The sequence below is a fragment of the Tardiphaga sp. 813_E8_N1_3 genome (assembly GCF_051811025.1).
Taxonomy (GTDB): domain Bacteria; phylum Pseudomonadota; class Alphaproteobacteria; order Rhizobiales; family Xanthobacteraceae; genus Tardiphaga.
Genome location: NZ_JBPWQE010000001.1, coordinates 4,277,392 through 4,298,045, shown reverse-complemented (window position 1 = coordinate 4,298,045; position 20,654 = coordinate 4,277,392). Strand labels below are relative to the sequence as shown.

At 61.7% G+C, this 20,654-nt stretch carries 16 protein-coding genes; 11 read left to right on the top strand and 5 right to left on the bottom strand.

All coding sequences use genetic code 11. The annotated features are described in order from the left end of the window. Positions 1-2: 2 nt before the first annotated feature. The 5 genes from pimC (at position 3) to glpK (ending at position 6,482) form a co-directional block, all read left to right on the top strand. Positions 3-1,190, top strand: a complete 1,188-nt coding sequence (gene pimC, locus AB8A33_RS20330) for a pimeloyl-CoA dehydrogenase large subunit (RefSeq protein WP_116663737.1) — start codon at positions 3-5, stop codon at positions 1,188-1,190. A 110-nt stretch (positions 1,191-1,300) separates the two neighbouring features. Continuing rightward, positions 1,301-2,443, top strand: a complete 1,143-nt coding sequence (locus AB8A33_RS20325; RefSeq protein WP_439094375.1) for an acyl-CoA dehydrogenase family protein — start codon at positions 1,301-1,303, stop codon at positions 2,441-2,443. Between the two features lie 135 nt (positions 2,444-2,578). Next, positions 2,579-3,391 carry an SDR family NAD(P)-dependent oxidoreductase gene (locus AB8A33_RS20320; protein WP_439094373.1) on the top strand — a complete coding sequence of 271 codons (813 nt, stop codon included), beginning with the start codon at positions 2,579-2,581 and terminating at the stop codon, positions 3,389-3,391. A 297-nt stretch (positions 3,392-3,688) separates the two neighbouring features. Next, entirely contained in the window at positions 3,689-4,891 is a 1,203-nt protein-coding gene (locus AB8A33_RS20315; RefSeq protein ID WP_439094372.1) for an FAD-dependent monooxygenase, read from the top strand. A gap of 91 nt (positions 4,892-4,982) precedes the next feature. Continuing rightward, entirely contained in the window at positions 4,983-6,482 is a 1,500-nt protein-coding gene (glpK, locus tag AB8A33_RS20310) for a glycerol kinase GlpK (RefSeq protein WP_439094370.1), read from the top strand. An 87-nt stretch (positions 6,483-6,569) separates the two neighbouring features. Here the strand turns inward: glpK and AB8A33_RS20305 are convergent, their stop codons facing one another. The 3 genes from AB8A33_RS20305 to metF all read right to left on the bottom strand — a co-directional run bounded on the left by AB8A33_RS20305 (position 6,570) and on the right by metF (position 11,825). Next, positions 6,570-6,821, bottom strand: a complete 252-nt coding sequence (locus tag AB8A33_RS20305) for a hypothetical protein (protein WP_439094369.1) — start codon at positions 6,819-6,821, stop codon at positions 6,570-6,572. Positions 6,822-7,081: 260 nt separating this feature from the next. Then, complete coding sequence (metH, locus tag AB8A33_RS20300) at positions 7,082-10,921, bottom strand: methionine synthase (RefSeq protein ID WP_439094368.1); 3,840 nt, start codon at positions 10,919-10,921, stop codon at positions 7,082-7,084. Between the two features lie 4 nt (positions 10,922-10,925). After that, complete coding sequence (gene metF, locus AB8A33_RS20295; protein ID WP_439095992.1) at positions 10,926-11,825, bottom strand: methylenetetrahydrofolate reductase [NAD(P)H]; 900 nt, start codon at positions 11,823-11,825, stop codon at positions 10,926-10,928. A 427-nt stretch (positions 11,826-12,252) separates the two neighbouring features. Between metF and AB8A33_RS20290 the strand changes: the two genes are divergently transcribed. The 3 genes from AB8A33_RS20290 to AB8A33_RS20280 all read left to right on the top strand — a co-directional run bounded on the left by AB8A33_RS20290 (position 12,253) and on the right by AB8A33_RS20280 (position 14,244). Then, positions 12,253-13,269, top strand: a complete 1,017-nt coding sequence (locus AB8A33_RS20290) for an LLM class flavin-dependent oxidoreductase (protein WP_439094367.1) — start codon at positions 12,253-12,255, stop codon at positions 13,267-13,269. Positions 13,270-13,311: 42 nt separating this feature from the next. Then, positions 13,312-13,755, top strand: a complete 444-nt coding sequence (locus tag AB8A33_RS20285; RefSeq protein WP_439094366.1) for a VOC family protein — start codon at positions 13,312-13,314, stop codon at positions 13,753-13,755. Positions 13,756-13,833: 78 nt separating this feature from the next. Next, a complete protein-coding gene (locus tag AB8A33_RS20280; RefSeq protein ID WP_439094365.1) occupies positions 13,834-14,244 on the top strand; it encodes a YciI family protein in 411 nt (136 codons plus the stop codon). Between the two features lie 10 nt (positions 14,245-14,254). Here the strand turns inward: AB8A33_RS20280 and AB8A33_RS20275 are convergent, their stop codons facing one another. Continuing rightward, positions 14,255-15,103: a prephenate dehydratase gene (locus AB8A33_RS20275; protein WP_439095990.1), complete on the bottom strand. Its 849-nt coding sequence runs from the start codon at positions 15,101-15,103 to the stop codon at positions 14,255-14,257. Positions 15,104-15,148: 45 nt separating this feature from the next. Continuing rightward, positions 15,149-15,889, bottom strand: coding sequence for a 3-deoxy-manno-octulosonate cytidylyltransferase (locus AB8A33_RS20270; protein WP_439094364.1), 741 nt, complete (start codon positions 15,887-15,889; stop codon positions 15,149-15,151). A gap of 208 nt (positions 15,890-16,097) precedes the next feature. Here AB8A33_RS20270 and AB8A33_RS20265 point away from each other — a divergent pair, with 208 nt between their 5' ends. From AB8A33_RS20265 to AB8A33_RS20255, 3 genes are all read left to right on the top strand, one after another. Continuing rightward, positions 16,098-16,646, top strand: coding sequence for a c-type cytochrome (locus AB8A33_RS20265; protein ID WP_068736206.1), 549 nt, complete (start codon positions 16,098-16,100; stop codon positions 16,644-16,646). Positions 16,647-16,880: 234 nt separating this feature from the next. Next, positions 16,881-18,782, top strand: coding sequence for an extracellular solute-binding protein (locus tag AB8A33_RS20260; protein WP_439094363.1), 1,902 nt, complete (start codon positions 16,881-16,883; stop codon positions 18,780-18,782). Between the two features lie 14 nt (positions 18,783-18,796). Then, positions 18,797-20,653 (top strand): extracellular solute-binding protein, encoded by a 1,857-nt coding sequence (locus AB8A33_RS20255; protein WP_439094362.1) that lies wholly within the window; start codon positions 18,797-18,799, stop codon positions 20,651-20,653. The last annotated feature ends 1 nt before the right edge of the window (position 20,654 follow it).

Below are 20,654 nucleotides of genomic sequence, written 5' to 3'. Positions count from 1 at the left end.
CGATGGATCTGAGTTTTAGCAAGGAAGAAGTGGCATTCCGCGAAGAGGTGCGGACTTTCTTCCGTGAGAGCCTCGACCCGGTCGTGCGCAAGAAGCTGCAGGAAGGCCATCACACCAGCAAGGACGATCTGGTGAACTGGCAGCGCACGCTCAACAAGAAGGGCTGGGCCGTTCCGCATTGGCCGACCGAATATGGTGGCACCGGCTGGAGCGCTGCCAAGCAGTACATCTTCCTGGAAGAGCTGCAGAAGACCCCGGCGCCACCGCCGCTGCCGTTTGGCGTCAACATGGTCGGCCCTGTCATCTACACCTTCGGCAACGAGGCGCAGAAGAAGCACTATCTGCCGCGCATTGCCAACATGGACGACTGGTGGTGCCAGGGCTTCTCGGAGCCGGGCTCGGGTTCGGACCTCGCCTCGCTGAAGACCACCGCCAAGAAGAAGGGCGATACCTATATCGTCAATGGCCAGAAGACCTGGACCACACTGGCGCAGCATGCCGACTGGATCTTCTGCCTCTGCCGTACCGACCCCGATGCGAAAAAGCAGTCGGGCATCTCGTTCATCCTGATCGACATGAAGTCGAAGGGCATCACCGTCCGCCCGATCCAGACCATCGATGGCGGGGTCGAAGTCAACGAAGTGTTCTTCGATGAAGTCGTGGTGCCGGCCGAGAATCTCGTCGGCGAGGAAAACAAGGGCTGGGATTACGCCAAATTCCTGCTCGGCAACGAACGCGTCAACATCGCCCGCGTCGGCATGTCGAAGGAACGCATCCGTCGCATCAAGGAACTCGCCGGCATGGTGATGTCGGGCGACAAGCCGCTGATCGAGGACCCGCAGTTCCGCCAGAAGCTCGCCGCCACCGAGATCGAGCTCAAGGCGCTCGAACTCACGCAGATGCGCGTCGTCGCGGCTGAAGGCAAGCACGGCAAGGGCAAGCCGGATCCGGCATCCTCGATCCTCAAGATCAAGGGTTCGGAAATCCAGCAGACGCTGACCGAGCTGCTGCTCGAAGTGACTGGTCCCTTCGCATTGCCGTTCGCGCCGGAAGGTGACGGACGCAACGAGGAGGGCGACTGGGCTTCGCCGATCGCGCCCGGCTATTTCAACTACCGCAAGGTGTCGATCTATGGCGGCTCCAACGAGATCCAGCGCAACATCATCGCGAAAGCGGTGCTGGGGCTTTGATCCAAATATCGGTCTGCGGATGGGTTGGCACGCCAGCCCATCCTGCGGCCGAACGGTTGTGAACGAGATCAATTTAAGCGCGCGACACGCGCGATCTGAGGAAATGGAACATGGATTTTGATTTGTCGGAGGAGCAGCGGCTTCTCAAGGACAGTGTCGACGGCCTCCTGAAGGGGTCCTACGATTTTGAGAGCCGCAAGAAATATCGCGCTGAAAAGGGCGGATACAGCAAGGCGATCTGGGGCAAGTTTGCAGAACAGGGTCTGCTTGGCCTGCCGTTCTCCGAGGATGATGGCGGCTTCGGCGCCGGTCCGATCGAGACCATGATCGTGATGGAAGCGCTCGGTCGCAATCTGGTGGTCGAACCCTATCTCGACACGGTCGTGCTCGGCGGCGGCTTCCTGCGCCGCGCTTCGGCGGAACAGCGTGCTGCCCATCTGCCGGGGATCATCGATGGCTCCAAGACCATGGCTTTCGCACAGGTCGAGAGGGACTCGCGCTATGACCTCGGTGACATCAAGACGTCGGCCAAGAAGAGTGGTTCGGGCTATACGTTGTCGGGCGAGAAGTTCGTCGTCGGCCATGGCGATACGGCTGACACGTTGATCGTCACCGCGCGCAGCGCCGGTGGCCAGCGCGATGCCAAGGGCGTCAACGTGTTCCTGGTGCCGGCGAATGCCAAGGGCGTCGACATTCACGGCTATGAGACCCAGGACGGCAGTCGCGCCGCCGACATCAAGCTCAACAATGTTGAAGTCGGTGCGGATGCCCTGATCGGCGATGCCGACAACGGTCTGTCGATCGTCAATCAGGTCGCCGACGACGCCCGTATCGCGCTCTGCGCCGAAGCAGTCGGTGCGATGGAAGAAGCACTGAAGGTTTCGGTGGAGTACATCAAGGAACGTAAGCAGTTCGGCGTCGCCATCGGCTCCTTCCAGGCGTTGCAGCATCGCGCAGCCGACATGTTCACCGCGCTGGAGACCGCGCGCAGCATGTCGTTCCTGGCCTCGATGGCATCGAGCTATACGGATCTCGACGACCGCGCAAAGACAGTCGCCGCTGCCAAGGTGCAGATCGGCCGGTCCGCGCGCTTCGTCGGACAGGGCGGCGTGCAATTGCATGGCGGCGTCGGCGTCACCATGGAATATCGCATCGGCCACTACTTCAAGCGGCTGACCATGATCGAGCAGCAGTTCGGCGATGCCGACTATCACCTGCGTCGCGTGGCGGCTGCGGGCGGGATCACGGAGTAACGACAGACTCGTCGTTCCAACCACACGCCCGTCATTCCGGGGCGCGCGAGCAAAGCTCGCACGAACCTCAGCCACTCCAATTGGAGTGGTTGAGGTTCGCACTTTCGCGGCTTCGCCGCTGCAATGCGCCCCGGAATGACAACGAAGAAACGCAATCAAAAACCAAGGAGACCGCCCGTGAACAATCCCTTCGATCTCACTGGTAAGGTCGCCGTCATCACCGGCTCCAGCCGCGGCATCGGCAAGGCCTCCGCGGAACTGCTGGCGCAACTCGGTGCCAAGGTCGTTGTGTCCAGCCGCAAGGCCGATGCCTGTCAGGCTGTTGTCGATGGCATCAAGGCCAATGGCGGCGATGCCCATGTCATTCCCTGCAACATCTCCCGTCGCGACGAGATCGACGCGCTGGTCGACGGCACCGTGAAGCATTACGGCCCGATCGACATCCTGGTTTGCAACGCCGCCGTAAATCCTTATTACGGTCCGCTGCTCGATATCGCCGACGAGGCCTTCGACAAGATCATGGGCTCCAACGTCAAGAGCAATATCTGGCTCTGCGCCAAGGCGATCCCGGCGATGGCCGAACGCGGCAAGGGCTCCGTGGTCATTATCTCCTCCATCGGCGGTCTGCGCGGCTCCACGGTGATCGGCGCCTATGGTATTTCGAAAGCGGCCGACTTCGCCCTGTGCCGCAGTCTCGCCGGCGAATGGGGACCCAAGGGCGTGCGCGTCAATTGCATCGCGCCGGGGCTGGTGAAGACCGACTTCGCGAAAGCGCTGTGGGAAGACGAGGCCAATCTCAAGCGCCGCACCGCGACCACGCCGCTGCGTCGGATCGGCGAGCCCCACGAGATCGCCGGCGCCGTCGCCTATCTCGGCTCGGATTCCTCCACCTTCATGACCGGCCAAACCATCGTCATCGACGGCGGCGTAACGACGGCGTCGGTGTAAGTATTGCCCGACCCACGCTCGTCATTCCGGGGCGTGAGCGCCGTCAGGTGATCGCGAATCCGGAATCTCGACATCGGAGTCTCCGTCGAGCCAGGCCACTCAGGGATTCCGGGTTCGCGTCCGGCTCGCGCCGGCCGCGCCCCGGAATGACGGACGTGAATGCTGCGCTCCGTCCGGGCTACGGTACGTGAAGTCCCCCGAAACAAACCTCCCGCGGTAATCAACTACCGCATGCCTCAATCCTTTCCCGTTTTTTAACATTTCGGGCGCACGGATAGCCGCAGCTGGAGAGTTCCCGTGCGGCAGACGGATATCGCGATCATTGGTGGCGGCCTCGCCGGGTCGACGGCTGCGGCGATGCTCGGTCGCGCCGGTGTGTCTGCGATTCTGATCGAGCCGCATCAGGTCCATCCGCCCGAACTCCGCTGCGAGAAGATCAGTGGCGGCGTTCAGCTCGAGCGGCTGCGCAAGACAGGTCTCGTCGATGCGGTGCTCGGCGCCGCGACCCATGACGACGAGATCTGGATCGCGCGCTTCGGGCGCGTGATCGACAAACGCCCAAGCCAGCAGCACGGTTTTCTCTACGACACGCTGGTCAACACCGTGCGTGGCCAGATCCCATCCACCGTCGAGACCATTCACGCCAAGGCGACGTCGATCGCCACATCCGATGATCGCCAGACCATCGGCCTGTCCAATGGCGAGGAGATTTCCGCGCGTCTCGTTGTCCTCGCCAACGGCGCCAGCGTCAGTCTGCGCAATCAGCTCAATATCGGCCGCCCGGTCATCTCGGCCAATCATTCGATCTCGGTCGGCTTCGATATCGCGCCCGTCGGCCGTGATCGTTTTGCATTTCCCGCGCTGACCTATTTTGCCGAAACGACGGTTCATCGCACCGCCTATGTCACGCTGTTCCCGATCGGCGACACGATGCGTGGCAACCTGTTCGTCTATCGCGAGACCGACGATCCCTGGATTCGCCAGATGCGGCGCACGCCGGAAGCAGCATTGGATGCCTGCCTGCCGAAACTGCGTGCGCTGATCGGCGACTACAAGATATCCGGCGATATCAGGATCCGCCCGATTGATCTCTATGAGAGTGACAATGTGGTCCAGCCCGGCGTAGTGCTGGTCGGCGATGCTTTTGCCTCGCCTTGTCCGGGCAGCGGTACCGGCACCGACAAGGTGTTCACGGATGTGGCGCAACTCTGCAGCGTGCACATCCCGAACTGGCTTGCGACTTCAGGCATGGGCGCCGACAAGATCGCGCAATATTACGCCGATCCGCTGAAGCTGGAATGCGACGCCTGGGCCACCGGCAAGGCGTTCAAGCTGCGCTCAGTCACTGTCGAGAATTCGCTGTATTGGCGCGCACAGCGCTGGGCACGTTTCTTCGGCCGGCTCGGCGAGGGCATCGTGCGACGGGCCCGCGAGACGCTGCCGCGCGAACTGGCGATGATCACGTCCGCTCTGGTCATGATGGTCGACTCGGCGACCTGACCGCCGGCGCTGCCGCTTGACGCGCCCGCGCTAATCCGGTTGCCTGCGCCTCCCAACACAACGCGACCACAATCTTTCGGGAAGAAACGCCATGTCTTTCGTGATGGCCATCGATCAGGGCACCACATCCTCGCGCGCGATGATCTTCCGCGCTGACATCTCGATCGCGGCCAGTGCGCAGCAGGAATTCCCGCAGCATTTCCCGGCCTCCGGCTGGGTCGAGCATGAGCCGGAAGATATCTGGACCTCGACGCTGGCCGTTTGCCGCGAGGCGATGACGAAGGCTGGCGTGACCGCGAAGGATATTGCCGCCATCGGCATCACCAATCAGCGCGAGACGGTGGTGGTGTGGGATCGCGTCACCGGCCAGGCCGTGCACCGCGCCATCGTCTGGCAGGACCGCCGTACCGCAGAGATCTGCGCGCAGATGAAGGCCGATGGTTATGAGCCGTTAATCACGCAAAAGACCGGCCTGATCGTCGATCCGTATTTCTCCGGCACCAAAGTGGCCTGGATTCTCGATCACGTGCCCGGCGCGCGCGACCGCGCCGAGCGCGGCGAATTGCTGTTCGGCACCGTCGATTGCTATCTGCTGTGGCGGCTGGCGGCGGGGAAGGTACATGCGACCGACGCCACCAATGCCTCGCGCACGCAGCTCTTCAACATCCACACCGGTGAGTGGGATGATGAACTGCTGCAGTTACTCCGCGTGCCCAAGGCGATGTTGCCGAAGGTGCAGGACTCCTCGTCGGATTTCGGCAGTACCGATCTGTTTGGCGGCACGATCATGATCGGTGGCATTGCGGGGGATCAGCAGGCTGCAACCATCGGCCAGGCCTGTTTCGCGCCCGGCATGATCAAGTCCACTTACGGTACCGGCTGTTTTGCGCTGCTCAATACCGGTACGACGCCAGTGGTGTCGAAGCACAAGTTGCTCACCACCGTGGCCTATCAGCTCAACGGCGTGCGCACCTATGCGCTGGAAGGGTCGATCTTTGTCGCCGGCTCTGCCGTGCAATGGCTGCGCGATGGTCTCGGGATCATCAAGAGCGCCGCCGAAAGCGGGCCGCTCGCCGATCAAAACGATTCATTGCAGTCGGTCTATCTGGTACCGGCCTTTGTCGGCCTCGGCGCCCCCTACTGGAATCCCGATGTGCGCGGTGCGCTGTTCGGCCTCACGCGCAACACCGGCCCGGCCGAACTCGCGCACGCCGCGCTGGAAAGCGTCTGCTATCAGACAAGGGATCTTTATGCGGCGATGCGCGCGGACTGGCCGGATGTCTCGGCGGCCACCGTCGTGCTCCGCGTCGACGGCGGCATGACCGCTTCGGACTGGACCATGCAGCGCCTTGCAGATCTGCTGAATGCCCCTGTAGATCGCCCGATGATCCAGGAAACCACCGCACTGGGCGCCGCCTATCTCGCCGGTCTCAAGGCCGGGGTGTTTCCCGAGCCCGCAAAGTTCGCCGACAACTGGCGTCTCGAACACCGATTCAAGCCGATGATGAGCGAAGCCACGCGCACGCGCAAGCTCAAGGGCTGGGCGCAGGCGGTGAAGGGCGTGCTGGCGAGCGATCCGGGGAAGGATTGAAAGCTTGCTCGCCAAATAGAAAGAGCCGCCTGTGCGGGCGGCTCTTCATGATGTTCATGTCAGGCTGATCGCGCCTGCTGTTGGTCGTCAGCGCCAGCCGCGATGCCGTCCGCGCGACCAGCCGTAGTGATGGCCGCGTCCGCGTCCCCAGCCATAGTGATGTCCACGCCCGCCGCGATGCATACCGTGATGTCCGCCGCCATGGCCACCACGAACCTGGATGATGTCGCTGGCGGTGCTCGCAGGTGCAAGCCCACCGACCGGCATCGCGTTCGCTGGAAGCATCAGGCCCAGACCCAGGAGTGCCGCGGCTGCCGTCGCGATCATGGTACGTTTCATTTCAACCCTCCAAACGCAAACATTGCGCATGCAACAAGCTGCGGTCATCCTGATTGTTCCGCCGCCGCACGATTGAAACGATAACTTTGCCGGGACCGGAAATTCGCGGTGAAGCGGATCGCGAAAATTACCACCCTTTGCGCGGTCAGGCGCGCGGCCACGCCTCATCGTTTGAGGGGATTGTTCACACCTCGGACGCGCAAGCGCCGCGAGAATGCGAGGCGCTCGACAGCGTCGCGTTGGGGAGGGATAAGGAAGGGTTACTTCGCTCCGACCTTCTTGCCGCGATACATCAGATGCACCGCGCAGTTACATCCCGGCGGATGGGTCGCGAGTTCGTCATTGGCAGGCGCGGGTACAGCGACCGGCGCAGGCTCGGCACCGGGAATGTAATTCAGCACCGGCGCCAGCCAGCGTTCCACTTCAGCTACGCTCATGTCCTTGCGCGCGGCATATTCTTCCACCTGATCGCGCTCGATCTTGCCGACGCCGAAATAATAGCTTTCCGGATGGCTGAAATAGAGCCCGGACACCGACGAGCCCGGCCACATGGCGTAGCTTTCGGTGAGCGTTACGCCCGCGGTGTTCTCGGCATCGAGCAGTTTAAAGATCGTCGCCTTCTCGGTGTGATCGGGTTGCGCGGGATAGCCGGGAGCAGGGCGGATGCCCTGATATTTTTCCAGGATCAGGTCATCGGTCGAGATATCCTCGTCCGGCGCATAGGCCCAGAACTCCTTGCGCACGCGCTCATGCATACGCTCGGCGAAGGCTTCGGCGAGGCGGTCGGCCAGCGCCTTGCACAGGATCGACGAATAGTCGTCATTCGCATTCTTGAAGCGGTCGGCGATGATATCCTCGCCAATGCCGGCGGTAACGACGAAGCCGCCGATATAGTCCGGCACATTCGAGATCTTCGGCGCAATGAAGTCGGAGAGCGCCGCGTTGAAGCGGCCTTCGCGCTTCTCGAGCTGCTGACGCAGCGTGTGCAGCGTGGCGATCTCGGTGTTGCGGCTGTCATCGGCATAGAGGCGGATGTCATCGCCTACGGCATCGGCCGGCCAGAAGCCGATGGTTGCCTTGGCCGTGAACCACTTCTCCTCAACGATCTGCTTCAGCATCTTCTGCGCATCCGCATAGAGCGAGGATGCGACCTCGCCGACGACGCTGTCGGTGAGGATGCCGGGGAAGCGGCCGGACAGTTCCCAGGTCTGGAAGAACGGCGTCCAGTCGATATAGGCAGCAAGCTCTTCGAGCGAATAATCGGTGAAAGTCTTGATGCCGAGAAAAGTCGGCTTGCGCACCGTCTTGCCGAAGTCCGCGACATGAGCGTTGGCGCGCGCCTTGACGAGCGACAGCCGCTTCTTGTCCTGCTGCGCGCGGAAATGCGCGGCCGAGATCTTCGCATAATCAGCGCGCACTTCGGCCGCATAAGCGACGCTCTTCTCAGGTGACAGCAGCGACGAGGCAACACCGACGGCGCGGCTGGCATCGTTGACATGCACCACAGCGCCGGCGCGATAGTTCGGATCAATCTTTACCGCCGTATGCACGCGGCTGGTCGTCGCGCCGCCGATCAGCAGCGGCATCTTCAGACCCTGCCGTTCCATCTCCCCGGCGAGGAAAGTCATTTCGTCCAATGAAGGCGTGATCAGGCCTGAAAGTCCGATGATGTCGGCGCCTTCGGCCTTGGCGGTGTCGATGATCTTCGATGCCGGCACCATGACGCCGAGATCGATGACCTCGAAATTGTTGCACTGGAGCACAATGCCGACGATGTTCTTGCCGATGTCGTGAACGTCGCCCTTCACGGTCGCGAGCACGATCTTGCCGGCATTCTTGCGGCCATCGCCGGTGATCCCTGCGGCGAGATTGTCGGCCTTCTCCTGCTCCATGAATGGCATCAGGTAAGCCACCGCCTGCTTCATCACGCGGGCCGACTTCACCACCTGCGGCAGGAACATCTTTCCGTCGCCGAAGAGATCGCCGACGATATTCATGCCGGCCATCAGCGGGCCTTCGATGACATGCAGCGGGCGCGCCACGGTAAGGCGCGCGGCTTCGGTGTCCTCGTCGATATATTGGGTGATGCCGTGCACAAGCGCGTGGCTCAGCCGCTTCTCCACTGGCCATTCACGCCAGGAGAGATCCTGTTCCTTCGCCTGCTTGGTCTGGCCGCGGAATTTCTCGGCGAGTTCGAGCAGCCGTTCGGAGGCGCCGGGATCGCGGTTGAGGATGACGTCCTCGCAGACCTGGCGCAGTTCGGGATCGATGTCGTCATAGACGATCATCTGGCCGGCATTGACGATGCCCATGTCCATGCCCGCCTTGATGGCGTGATACAGGAACACCGAATGCATCGCTTCGCGCACGGGCTCATTGCCGCGGAACGAGAAGGAGAGGTTGGAAACGCCGCCGGAAATATGCGCATGCGGCAGGTTCTGGCGGATCCAGCGCGTCGCCTCGATGAAGTCGACGCCGTAATTGTTGTGCTCTTCGAGGCCGGTGGCGATCGCAAAGATATTCGGATCGAAGATGATGTCTTCCGGTGGGAAGTTCAGCTCACCGACCAGGATGTCGTAAGCGCGCTTGCAGATCTCGGTCTTGCGCGCGAACGTGTCGGCCTGGCCGACCTCGTCGAACGCCATCACGACCACGGCGGCGCCATGGCGCTGCGCGATCTTGGCTTCGTGGATGAATTTCTCCACGCCTTCCTTCATCGAGATCGAATTGACGATCGGCTTGCCCTGAACGCATTTCAGGCCGGCTTCGATGACGTTGAATTTCGACGAGTCGACCATGACAGGCACGCGGGCGATGTCCGGCTCGGAGGCGACGAGATGGAGGAATTCGACCATCGCCGCTTCGGAATCGAGCAGGCCTTCGTCCATATTGATGTCGATGACCTGCGCGCCGTTCTCGACCTGGTCGCGCGCCACCTGCAATGCGGCGGTGTAATCGCCGGCCGTGATCAGCTTGCGGAATTTCGCCGAGCCGGTGACATTGGTGCGCTCGCCGACATTGACGAAGGGAATGGCCGAGGTCAGTTCGAACGGCTCCAGACCTGACAGGCGCAGGAGCGGTGCGATCTCCGGCACGACGCGCGGCTTGTGCGGCGCGACGGCCTTGGCGATGGCCGCGATATGGTCCGGCGTGGTGCCGCAGCAGCCGCCGACCACATTGACCAGACCGCTGGCGGCGAATTCGCCGATCAGCCCCGCCATGAATTCGGGGCTCTCGTCATACTGGCCGAATTCATTGGGCAGGCCGGCATTCGGATAGGCACACACGAGGGTATCAGCGACGCGGCCGATATCGGCGATATGTCCGCGCAGGTCTTCGGCGCCGAGCGCGCAGTTGAAGCCGATGGTGGCGGGCCTGGCGTGCTTCACCGAATTCCAGAACGCTTCCGGCATCTGGCCGGACAGCAGGCGACCTGACTTGTCGGTGATAGTTCCGGAGATCATCACGGGAACGTCGATGCCGCGCGCCTCGCAGATTTCGGCGATGGCATAGAGCGCGGCCTTGGCATTCAGCGTGTCGAAGATGGTCTCGACCAGCAAGAGATCAGCACCGCCGTCGAGCAGTCCGTTGATCTGCTCGCTATAGGCGATGCGGAGATCGTCGAAGGTCACCGCACGATAGCCGGGATTGGCGACATCAGGCGAGATCGAGGCGGTGCGGTTGGTCGGGCCGATGGCGCCGGCGACAAAGCGCGGCTTGCCGTCCTCGGCAGCGACGGTGATGGCAGCGTTCTTGGCGAGGCGCGCGCCTTCGCGGCTCATCTCATAGGCGATGTCCTGCAGGTCATAATCGGCCTGTGCGATCGAGGTCGACGAGAAGGTGTTGGTCGCAACGATATCGGCGCCGGCGCGCAGATATTGCGCGTGGATATCCTCGATGGCGTCGGCCTGGGTCAGGATCAGCAGGTCGTTGTTGCCGCGCAGATCGCGATGGAAATCCTTGTAGCGCTCACCGCGGAACGCGGCCTCGTCGAATTGCAGGCCCTGGATCATGGTGCCCATCGCGCCGTCGAGCACGAGGATGCGCTCGGCAGCGGCGGCAAGCAGTTCGGTACGCTTCGGCGAAACGGATACGGTCATGTGATCAGGCAGCTTTCTGCGCGCCGTTCGGCCGGAAGCCCAACAGGTGACTAATGGCGAAAACGAGATCGGCGCGGTTCATCGTGTAAAAATGGAAATCGGAGACGCCCTGCTTGGCGAGCTTCTGCACCTGGCCGGCGGCCACGGTGGCGGCGACCAGCTTGCGGGTCTCGGCGTCGTTATCGAGGCCGTCGAACTTGTCGGCGAGCCAGGACGGCACGGTGGTGCCGGCGCGGGTGACGAAGGCTCTTGCCTGCTTGAAATTATGCATCGGCATGATGCCGGGCAGCACCGGGATATCGATGCCGCGGGCGCGGACCTTGTCGAGGTAGCGGAAGTAGAGATCGTTATCGAAGAACACCTGGGTGATAGCGCGAGTCGCGCCGGCATCGACTTTCGCCTCTAGCGTATCGATGTCGGCATCGAAGTCGGTGCTCTCCGGATGCTTCTCCGGATAGGCGGAGACGGTGACGTCGATATCGGGATAACGGTTGCGGATGCTGGCGACCAGATCAGCAGAAGTCTTGTAACCATCCGGATGCGGTATATATTCCGTGCCGATGCCGGTGGTCGGATCGCCGCGCAGCGCCACGATGTGGCGGACGCCGGCCTCATGATAGCGGGTCACGACATCGTCGATTTCGCTTTTCGGCGCGCCGACGCAGGTCAGATGCGCAGCAGGCGTCAGGTTTGTTTCCTTTAGCAGGCGGACGATGGTGGCGTGGGTCCGCTCTCGGGTCGATCCGCCGGCGCCATAGGTCACCGAGACGAAGGACGGGGTGAGGGGCGCCAGGCGCTCGATGGTGTCCCACAGGGTGCGTTCCATCTCCTCGGTCTTCGGCGGGAAGAACTCGAAGGAGATATTAGGAAGCTTGGTGGGTGTGGCCGGGTTGATCTCGGTCATCGCGTCGAACTCCACCGCCTCAAAGGCGGTATCGGGTGTCATCTGGCGCCGCCCCGGTCCTGGACCTTGGCTGCGCTGCACAAAGATAGGCTATGGCCGAGGAGTGAAATAGCCCATCCAGAGTAGTTTTGGGGTGGGAATTGGCCCAACATCAGTTTTACGACCCAGATATTATCAAGCTTTTCTCGATGTGTGGGCAGAGGGCGCGCGCCATCGTATCTGACAAAAAATGAGTATATTTCTGCTTATTTTAGCTCTCGATTGCTGCTTGGACGATGTTTTCTAAATGTGGGCAGGTAGTCTCGATTTGAAATTATTGCTCAATATGTCCCACGGTTGGTACCCCCTTTTGGCGCTAGCTTGAGGGGAAGAGTGTGTCGCCCATAACGTTCTTTGCCCTCTCGTGCGGACGCACTAGCTTGGTGCCATGATCCCGCTCTCCATTCTCGACCTCTCGGTCGTCACGTCAGGCACGCCGCCCGCGGCGGCCCTCCGCAACAGCATCGATCTGGCCAAACATGCTGATGGTCTCGGCTATGTCCGTTACTGGCTGGCCGAGCACCACAATCTGGCGTCGGTCGCGAGCCCGGCGCCGGAGATCATGATCGGGCAGATCGCAGCGGTGACGCAGCATATCCGCGTCGGCTCCGGCGGCGTGATGCTGCCAAACCATGCGCCGCTGATGGTGGCCGAGCGCTTCAAGATGCTGGAGGCGCTGTTTCCCGGCCGGATCGATCTCGGCCTCGGCCGTGCGCCGGGCACCGATGGCGCGACGGCCTATGCGTTGCGTAACCGTCTCGCCGGCCGCGAGGTTGATGATTTCCTCGAGCGACTGAGCGAGCTGGTGCTGTGGGAGACACGGCAATTTCCGGAAGGTCATCCTTATAACAACGTCGTGGCGATGCCCAATGACGTGCCGCTACCGCCGCTCTGGCTGCTCGGCTCCAGCGACTACAGTTCGGATCTGGCTGCGCAGGTCGGCATGGGCTTCGCCTTCGCCCACCATTTTGCGTCCCACGCCGCCGCCGACGCGATGGTGCACTACCGCGCGCGCTTCAAGTCCTCCGGCTGGCGGCAGGTGCCGCACGCGATTCTCGCCGTCGCGGTGATTTGTGCGGAGACGGATGCCGAGGCCGAGCGGCTGGCCTCGTCAGCCGACCTCAATCGCCTTCGCCGCGACCGCGGCGAATATGCGCCGCTGCCGAGCGTCGAGGAGGCACTGGCCTATCCCTATAGCGACAGCGAAAAGATCAAGATCGCGCGCAATCGTTCGCGATTGTTCGTCGGCAGTCCGGCGACGGTGATGGAAAAACTGCGGCCGCTTATCAACCAATGTCAGGCCGATGAGCTGATGGTGATCACCGCGATGTACGATCATGAGGCGCGGAAGCGGTCCTATGGTCTGTTGGCGGATGTATTTCAATTGCAGAGAGCAGCAGCCTAGGCGCAGCGAGGTCAGCGAGCGCCGCGACAATGGGAGGGGATGATGGCACCTCTGGTGAGGCCGCGTGGCCTTGGCGAAGTCGTTTTGCGTGTCAGCGATATGCCGCGCGCGATCAGTTTCTATCGAGATGTTCTAGGCCTTAGTCTGCTGCGCGCCTTCGACGATCGGATTGTATTTCTCAAAGTAGAGGATGGCTTTGAAGGCCATCACCGCATCATCGGTCTTTTCAGGGTCGATCAGCCATCCAATCGTGACAACACGGACTGGTTGGCTCCCGATTTGCGGGCGCCCACGCTGCATCACTTTGCGCTGGAGATTGCGTTATCGGACTATCAGCCTGCTCTCGATGCCCTGACGAAAGCGGGTTTCAAGCCGAACACCTACGAACACCGATGGACCGGCTGGCGCTCCATTTATATCACCGATCCAGACGGCAATATCGTCGAGTTGGTTGCGGTGGATTCGTCAATCTGCGAGGCATCGTAAAGTTTCGAGAGGCAATGTCGGGATAGGGATTACCGAAACGTCCTTGGATCGGCGCCGTCACCACACGAGGTAAAATCCATGCTCTATGCAATTCTCGCCTATCACGTCGAAGATGTTGTCACGTCCTGGACGGCCGATGAAGACACTGCCGTGATGGCCAATCTTCACGGGCTTCATGAGAAGCTGACAGCCGATGGTCAGATGGGGCCGGCTGCGCGGCTGGGCGGCACCAAGGGCGCGTTCACCCTGCGCGGACCCGGCTCTGGCGTGGTCATCGACGGGCCCTTTGCCGAGACCAAGGAGCAATTGCTCGGTTTCTATGTGGTCGATCGTGCGACCCGTGAAGACGCCATCGCGACCGCGCGCGATCTGCGCCGCGTCAATCCGACTGCAGTCTATGAAATCCGTCCGGTTCAGCTATTCCTGCCCGGATCGCCCATGGCAGCGACGCATGCGCTGACCGATCACGTCCGGCCGGCGTCGTCCTGAAACTGACCGGTTACGAGGTCGGTTCGCCGAAGGTCGCGCGGAATGGATGAGCCGGATAGACGCCGACGATCCTGAATTCGCGTGAGAAGAACTTCAGCTCTTCGAGCGCGAAAGCGAGGCTACGGTCATCCGGATGACCGTCGACATCGGCATAGAACTGCGTGGCGAAGAACTCACCATCGACCATGTAGCTTTCCAGCTTGGTCATGTTGACGCCGTTGGTGGCGAAGCCGCCGAGGGCCTTGTAGAGCGCCGCAGGAAGGTTGCGGACGCGGAAAACAAAACTGGTGACCAGCGGATCGGAGCCCTGCAGCGCCCATTTGGCGTCCTTCGACAGGATCACGAAGCGCGTCGTGTTGTGATCCTCGTCCTCGACGTCCTCGGCAAGAATTTCGAGCCCGTAGATATCGGCAGCTAGGCGGGAGGCCAATGAGGCGCAGCTCTTATCGCCGCGCTCGGCAACGGTGCGTGCCGAACCTGCGGTGTCGGCCGCGACGATGGCCTTGATGCCGAGCTTGCGAATGATGCGGCGGCATTGGCCGAGCGCGTGGACATGGCTCTCCACCGTCTTGATGTCGGTGAGCTTCGCGCCGGGCAGCGCCATCATTTGGTGGTGAATGGGCAGAAACCACTCGCCGACGATATGTAGGCCCGACTGCGGCAGCAAATGATGGATGTCGGCGACGCGGCCGGCGATCGAGTTCTCGATCGGGATCATACCGAGATCGGCCTCGCCCGAAGCGATAGCTGCCAGCGCATCCTCGAAGGTGGCGCAGGGCAGCGGCTCGGCATTCGGAAACGCCTCGACGATGGCGATATGGGAATTGGCGCCGGGCTCGCCCTGGAATGCTATCTTCATGATCTGATTTTTGGGAATGGTCATGGCGGGTCTTGTATCAGTCACTCAGTTATTTGCCAGCAGTCGGCGGGCAGTTTCGAGATCCGCCGGTGTATCGACGCCGAGCGGGACGCTATCGACGATGGCGGCGTCGATCCGCATGCCGGCCTCAAGTGCGCGCAACTGTTCGAGCTTTTCGCGGAGCTCCAGCGTCGACGGCGCGAGTTTGACGAAGGCCTCGAGCGCGGCGCGCCGATAGGCATAAAGCCCGATGTGATGGTAGCGGGGCCCGTCGCCATAGGGCGCCGTGGCCCGGGTGAAATACAGCGCACGCAGCCGGTCGGGTCCGGCCGGCGAGCCGACCAGCTTCACCACGCTCGGATTGGTATGTTCGTCATCCTTGTGGATCTCGGTCGCCAGGGTCGCGATATCGACCGCGGGGTCGTCGAGCAGGCGCACCGCGGCGCTAATGTCGCCGGGCGGAATGGTGGGCAGGTCGCCCTGGACATTGACGATGGTCTGGACTTGTCCGGCCGGATCGAGCTTGCACAGGGCCTCAAAAATCCGGTCGGACCCCGACGGGTGGTCCGGGGAGGTCATGACCGCCTCGAAACCGTGGGCTTTAACGGCATCCGCAATGTCGGCCGTATCGGTAGCGATGGCAACACGGCCCAGATCGGCCTCTTTGGCGCGTCGCGCCACATGCACGATCATCGGCAGCCCGCCAATATCGAGCAGCGGCTTGCCGGGCAGGCGGGTGGCCGCCATCCGGGCGGGAATGAGCACCAGGGTGCGTGTGTCTGTCATGTCAAAATCGGCTTGGATTCCAGTGATCTTCCCCCCGAAAAGTATGATGCACATCAAAGGGCGCGGCGTTTATACGGGTTGCCAGAGGATGGGCAAACCGTTATCTCAAAACGGCAGGCCCAAGGGCCGCAGGAACGTGATTCCTGAGTGTGTCGAGGCCGTTGGAGCGGCCTTCCAATGACCTAAAACGGCGTGGGGCTTTTCGACTATGGACTCCTTCGAACTCAACAAGATTATGGGTGCCATTCTCGGCACCTGCCTGGTTCTGATGGTGACGAATTTCACCGCACAGGCCGTGTTTTCACCGAAGCATATGGAAAAGCCCGGCTTTGATATCGCCGTGAAGGAAGAGGCTGCCGGTGGTGCCAAGGCTGCTGCCGCGCCGTCCGAACCGATCGAGAAGCTGCTGCAGACCGCTTCGGTCGAGAAGGGCTCAACCGCAGCCAAGAAGTGCGCCGCCTGCCATACGTTCGAAAAGGGCGGCCCGAACCGCGTTGGCCCGAACCTGTTCGGCGTCGTCAATGAGAAGGTGGGCGAAGGTAAGGCCGGGTTCAACTTCTCGGCGGGCATGAAGGCCAAGGGCGGCACCTGGACCTTCGAGGAGCTGAACAAGTTTATCGCCAATCCGAAGGGCACCGTGCCGGGCACGGCCATGGGCTTCGCCGGCATTCAAAAGGATAGCGAGCGCGCCGACGTGATCGCCTATCTGGCAACTCTCGCCGATAAGCCGGTGCCGCTGCCCACTGCAGCGAAATGAGGACGGTGTTGTAACGCTGTTCCTTGGTAATTTATCATCGATTAAACGGCCAGGCTCAGCCTGGCCGTTTTCGTATCTGCATTACCAAAGCTTAAGCGGGACGTTTGGCCGCAACGCGTTAGGATGCAACCGGCATGACGGGTGGTATCCTGCGGAAAAGCCGGCATAATCGGTCGAACCCTCGCCTTATATGACCGTTCTAATAGACTGCTTCGGTTCACAGGATTCAGCACATTGACGATTTCCCGACGCCGCCTTCTCCAGACCAGCGCCTTCGCCGCACTTGCCCCTGTCATCGGTGGTGCGGGCAGCCTCTCCGTCATCGACGCAGCAAGTGCCCAGTCTACGGCTAAAGGTGCAGAATGGCGCCATGCGCTGTCGCTGTTCGGGGAGATCAAGTATCCGGCGGAGTTCAAGCGCTTCGACTACGTCAATCCGGAAGCGCCCAAGGGCGGCACCGTCCGCCAGATCGCGATCGGCACCTTCGACAATTTCAACATCGCGGTGGCTGGCGTGAAGGGCAACATCGCCGGCGCCGTCGGGCTGATCTACGAGTCCCTTACGACAGGATCGCTGGACGAGGTCTCGACCGAATATGGTCTGCTCGCGGAAGCCGTCAGCCATCCCGAGGATTACTCCTGGGTGTCCTATCGGTTGCGTGCGAATGCCAGGTGGCATGATGGCAAGCCGGTGACTCCAGAGGATGTGATCTTCTCGCTGGAGTCCTTCAAGAAGTATCACCCGCAATATTCCGCATATTACCGCCATGTGGTGAAGGCCGAGAAGGTCGGCGAGCGCGAGATCAAATTCACCTTCGATGCGCCCGGCAACCGTGAACTGCCGCAGATCGTCGGCCAGCTCACCGTGCTGCCCAAGCATTGGTGGGAAGGCACCAATGCTTCCGGCGCCAAGCGCGACATCGGCAGCACCACGCTTGAGACGCCGCTTGGTAGTGCCGCTTATCGCATCAAGGAGTTCGTGCCGGGCCGTTCGGTGTCGGTGGAGCGCGTGAAGGACTATTGGGGCCGCGACCTCAACGTGAATGTCGGCCGTTACAACTTCGATGAGTTGCGCTACGAATATTTCCGCGACGGCACCGTCGCGCTCGAAGCTTTCAAGGGCGATCAGGTCGACTGGCGCACCGAGAACAGCGCGAAGAACTGGGCGACGGCCTATGACTTCCCCGCAGTGGCCGAGAAGAAGGTGCTGCTCGAGGAATTTCTGAATCGTTCGTCCGGCATCATGCAGGGCTTTGCGCTCAACATTCGCCGCGACAAGTTCAAGGATGCGCGTGTTCGCCGCGCGCTGAATTTTGCGTTCGATTTCGAGGAGATGAACAAGCAGATCTTCTTTGGTCAGTACAAGCGCATCTCCAGCTATTTCGATGGCACCGAACTCGCGTCGTCCGGTCTGCCGGAAGGCAAGGAGCTGGAGATTCTGGAGACGGTGCGCGCCGAGGTGCCGCCGGGAGTGTTCACCAAGCCGTATACGAATCCGGTCGGCGGCAGTGCTGAAAATGTGCGCGGCAATCTGCGCGAAGCGCTGCAACTGTTCAAGGAAGCGGGTTACGAAGTCCGTGACCGCAAACTGGTCAATGCCAAGACTGGTGCGCCGTTCGAACTCGAATTGCTCGGCGAGGATCCCTCTTTCGAGCGCGTGATGCTGTTCTTCAAGCCGTCGCTGGAACGTCTCGGCATTGGCGTGTCCGTTCGCACCATCGACGCTACGCAATATGAGAACCGGCTGCGGACCTGGGATTTCGACGTCGTCGTGTCGTCCTGGCCGGAGTCGCTGTCGCCCGGCAATGAGCAGCGTGAATTCTGGGGCTCGCAGGCTGCCGATATGGCCGGCTCGCGCAACATCATCGGCATCAAGAATCCTGCCATCGACAAGCTGATCGATCGCGTGATCTTCACCAAGGACCGCAACGATCTCGTCGCTGCGACCAAGGCGCTGGATCGTGTGCTGCTGTGGAACAACTTCGTGGTGCCGCAATGGACCTACAACAAGGTCCGCACCGCGCGCTGGGATCGCTTCGGTCGTCCGCCTGAGCCACCGAAATACGGGCAGTCGGGTTTCCCCGCCATCTGGTGGTACGACGCCGACAAGGCCGCCAAGATCGGCAAGCGCTCTTGAGGAGCACATCGCGCATGGCGCAGCTCAATCGTCGGCACGTGCTGGGTCTCGGGATCGGCGCCATCGCGGCCTCACGCTTCAGCCCCGCTTTGGCGCAAGCGCCGAGCGAGGCCCACGGCATCTCCGCCTTTGGCGATCTGAAATATCCGGCCGATTTTCCGAATTTCGACTACGTCAACGTCAAGGCGCCGAAGGGCGGCGCCTTCTCGACGGTGCCGTCGAGCCGTGCATTCAACCAGTCGTTCCAGACCTTCAATTCGCTGAACGCCTATGTTCTGAAGGGCGACGGCGCGCAGGGCATGGGCATGACGTTCGCGCCGCTGATGGTGCGCGCCGGCGACGAGCCCGATGCGATGTATGGTCTGGTGGCAAAGACCGTCCAAATTTCCGCCGATGGCCTGACCTATCGTTTTACGCTTCGGCCGGAGGCGCGCTTCCATGACGGCAGCAAACTGACCGCGCGCGATGCGGCATTCTCATTGACGGTCCTCAAGACCAAGGGCCATCCCATCATCACGCAGCAGATGCGCGACATGGTGAAGGCCGAGGCCGTAGACGACCTGACGCTGGTGGTGACATTCGCCGAGAAGCGCGGCCGCGACGTGCCGCTGTTCGTTGCAGGCATGCCGATTTTCTCGCAGGCCTATTACGATAAGCGCGCATTCGATGAGACGTCGCTGGAGACGCCGCTCGGTAGCGGGCCTTACAAGGTCGGGCGCTTCGAGGTCGGGCGTTACATCGAATTCGACCGCGTGAAGGACTGGTGGGCCGCAGACCTTCCGGTCAACCGGGGCAGCTACAATTTCGATACGGTGCGGTTCGATTTTTATCGCGACCGCGACGTGGCTTTCGAAGGTTTCACCGGCCGCAATTATCTGTATCGCGAGGAGTTCACGTCGCGCATCTGGAACACGCGCTACGATTTCCCGGCGGTGAAGGATGGCCGGGTCAAGCAGGAGATGCTGCCCGACGACACACCGTCCGGTGCGCAGGGCTGGTTCCTCAACACACGCCGCGCCAAGTTCAAGGATCCGCGCGTGCGCGAGGCGCTCGGTAACGCATTCGATTTCGAATGGACCAACAAGACCATCATGTATGGCGCCTATGTGCGCACGGTGTCGCCGTTCCAGAACTCTGACCTGATGGCGACCGGCGTGCCGTCGCCGGAAGAGATCGCACTGTTGGAGTCGTTCCGCGACAAGGTGCCGGTCGAGGTTTTCGGAACGCCTTATCTGCCACCGACATCGGATGGATCAGGTCAGGACCGTGCGCTGCTGCGCAAGGCCGTCCAGCTCCTGAACGACGCCGGCTGCGTGATGAAGGACGGCAAGCGCATGACGGCGCAGGGCGAGCCGTTCAAGGTCGAGTTTTTGCTCGATGAGCCTGCTTTCCAGGCGCATCACATGCCCTATATCAAGAATCTCGGCACGCTCGGCATCGAGGCCAGTGTGCGCCTTGTCGATCCCGTGCAATTCCGCGCACGCCGCGACGATTTCGACTTCGATGCCGCCATTGAGCGTTTCAGCTTTTCCACCATTCCCGGCGATTCGCTGCGTTCGTTCTTCTCGATGCAGTCGGCCGCCACCAAGGGGTCGAACAATCTGGCCGGCATTTCCGATCCTGTGGTCGATGCCCTGATGAACGACGTCATCGCGGCCGATACGCGGCCCAAGCTGGTCTTCGCGGCACGCGCGCTAGACCGCGTCATCCGCGCCGGCCGTTACTGGGTGCCGCAATGGTATTCGGCGTCGCATCGCGTGGCCTATTGGGATGTGTTCGGCCATCCCGCCAATCTGCCGAAATATATCGGCGTCGGTGCTCCCGATCTGTGGTGGGCGTCCGTAAAACCTTCAAGCGAGCAGGCCAAATAGC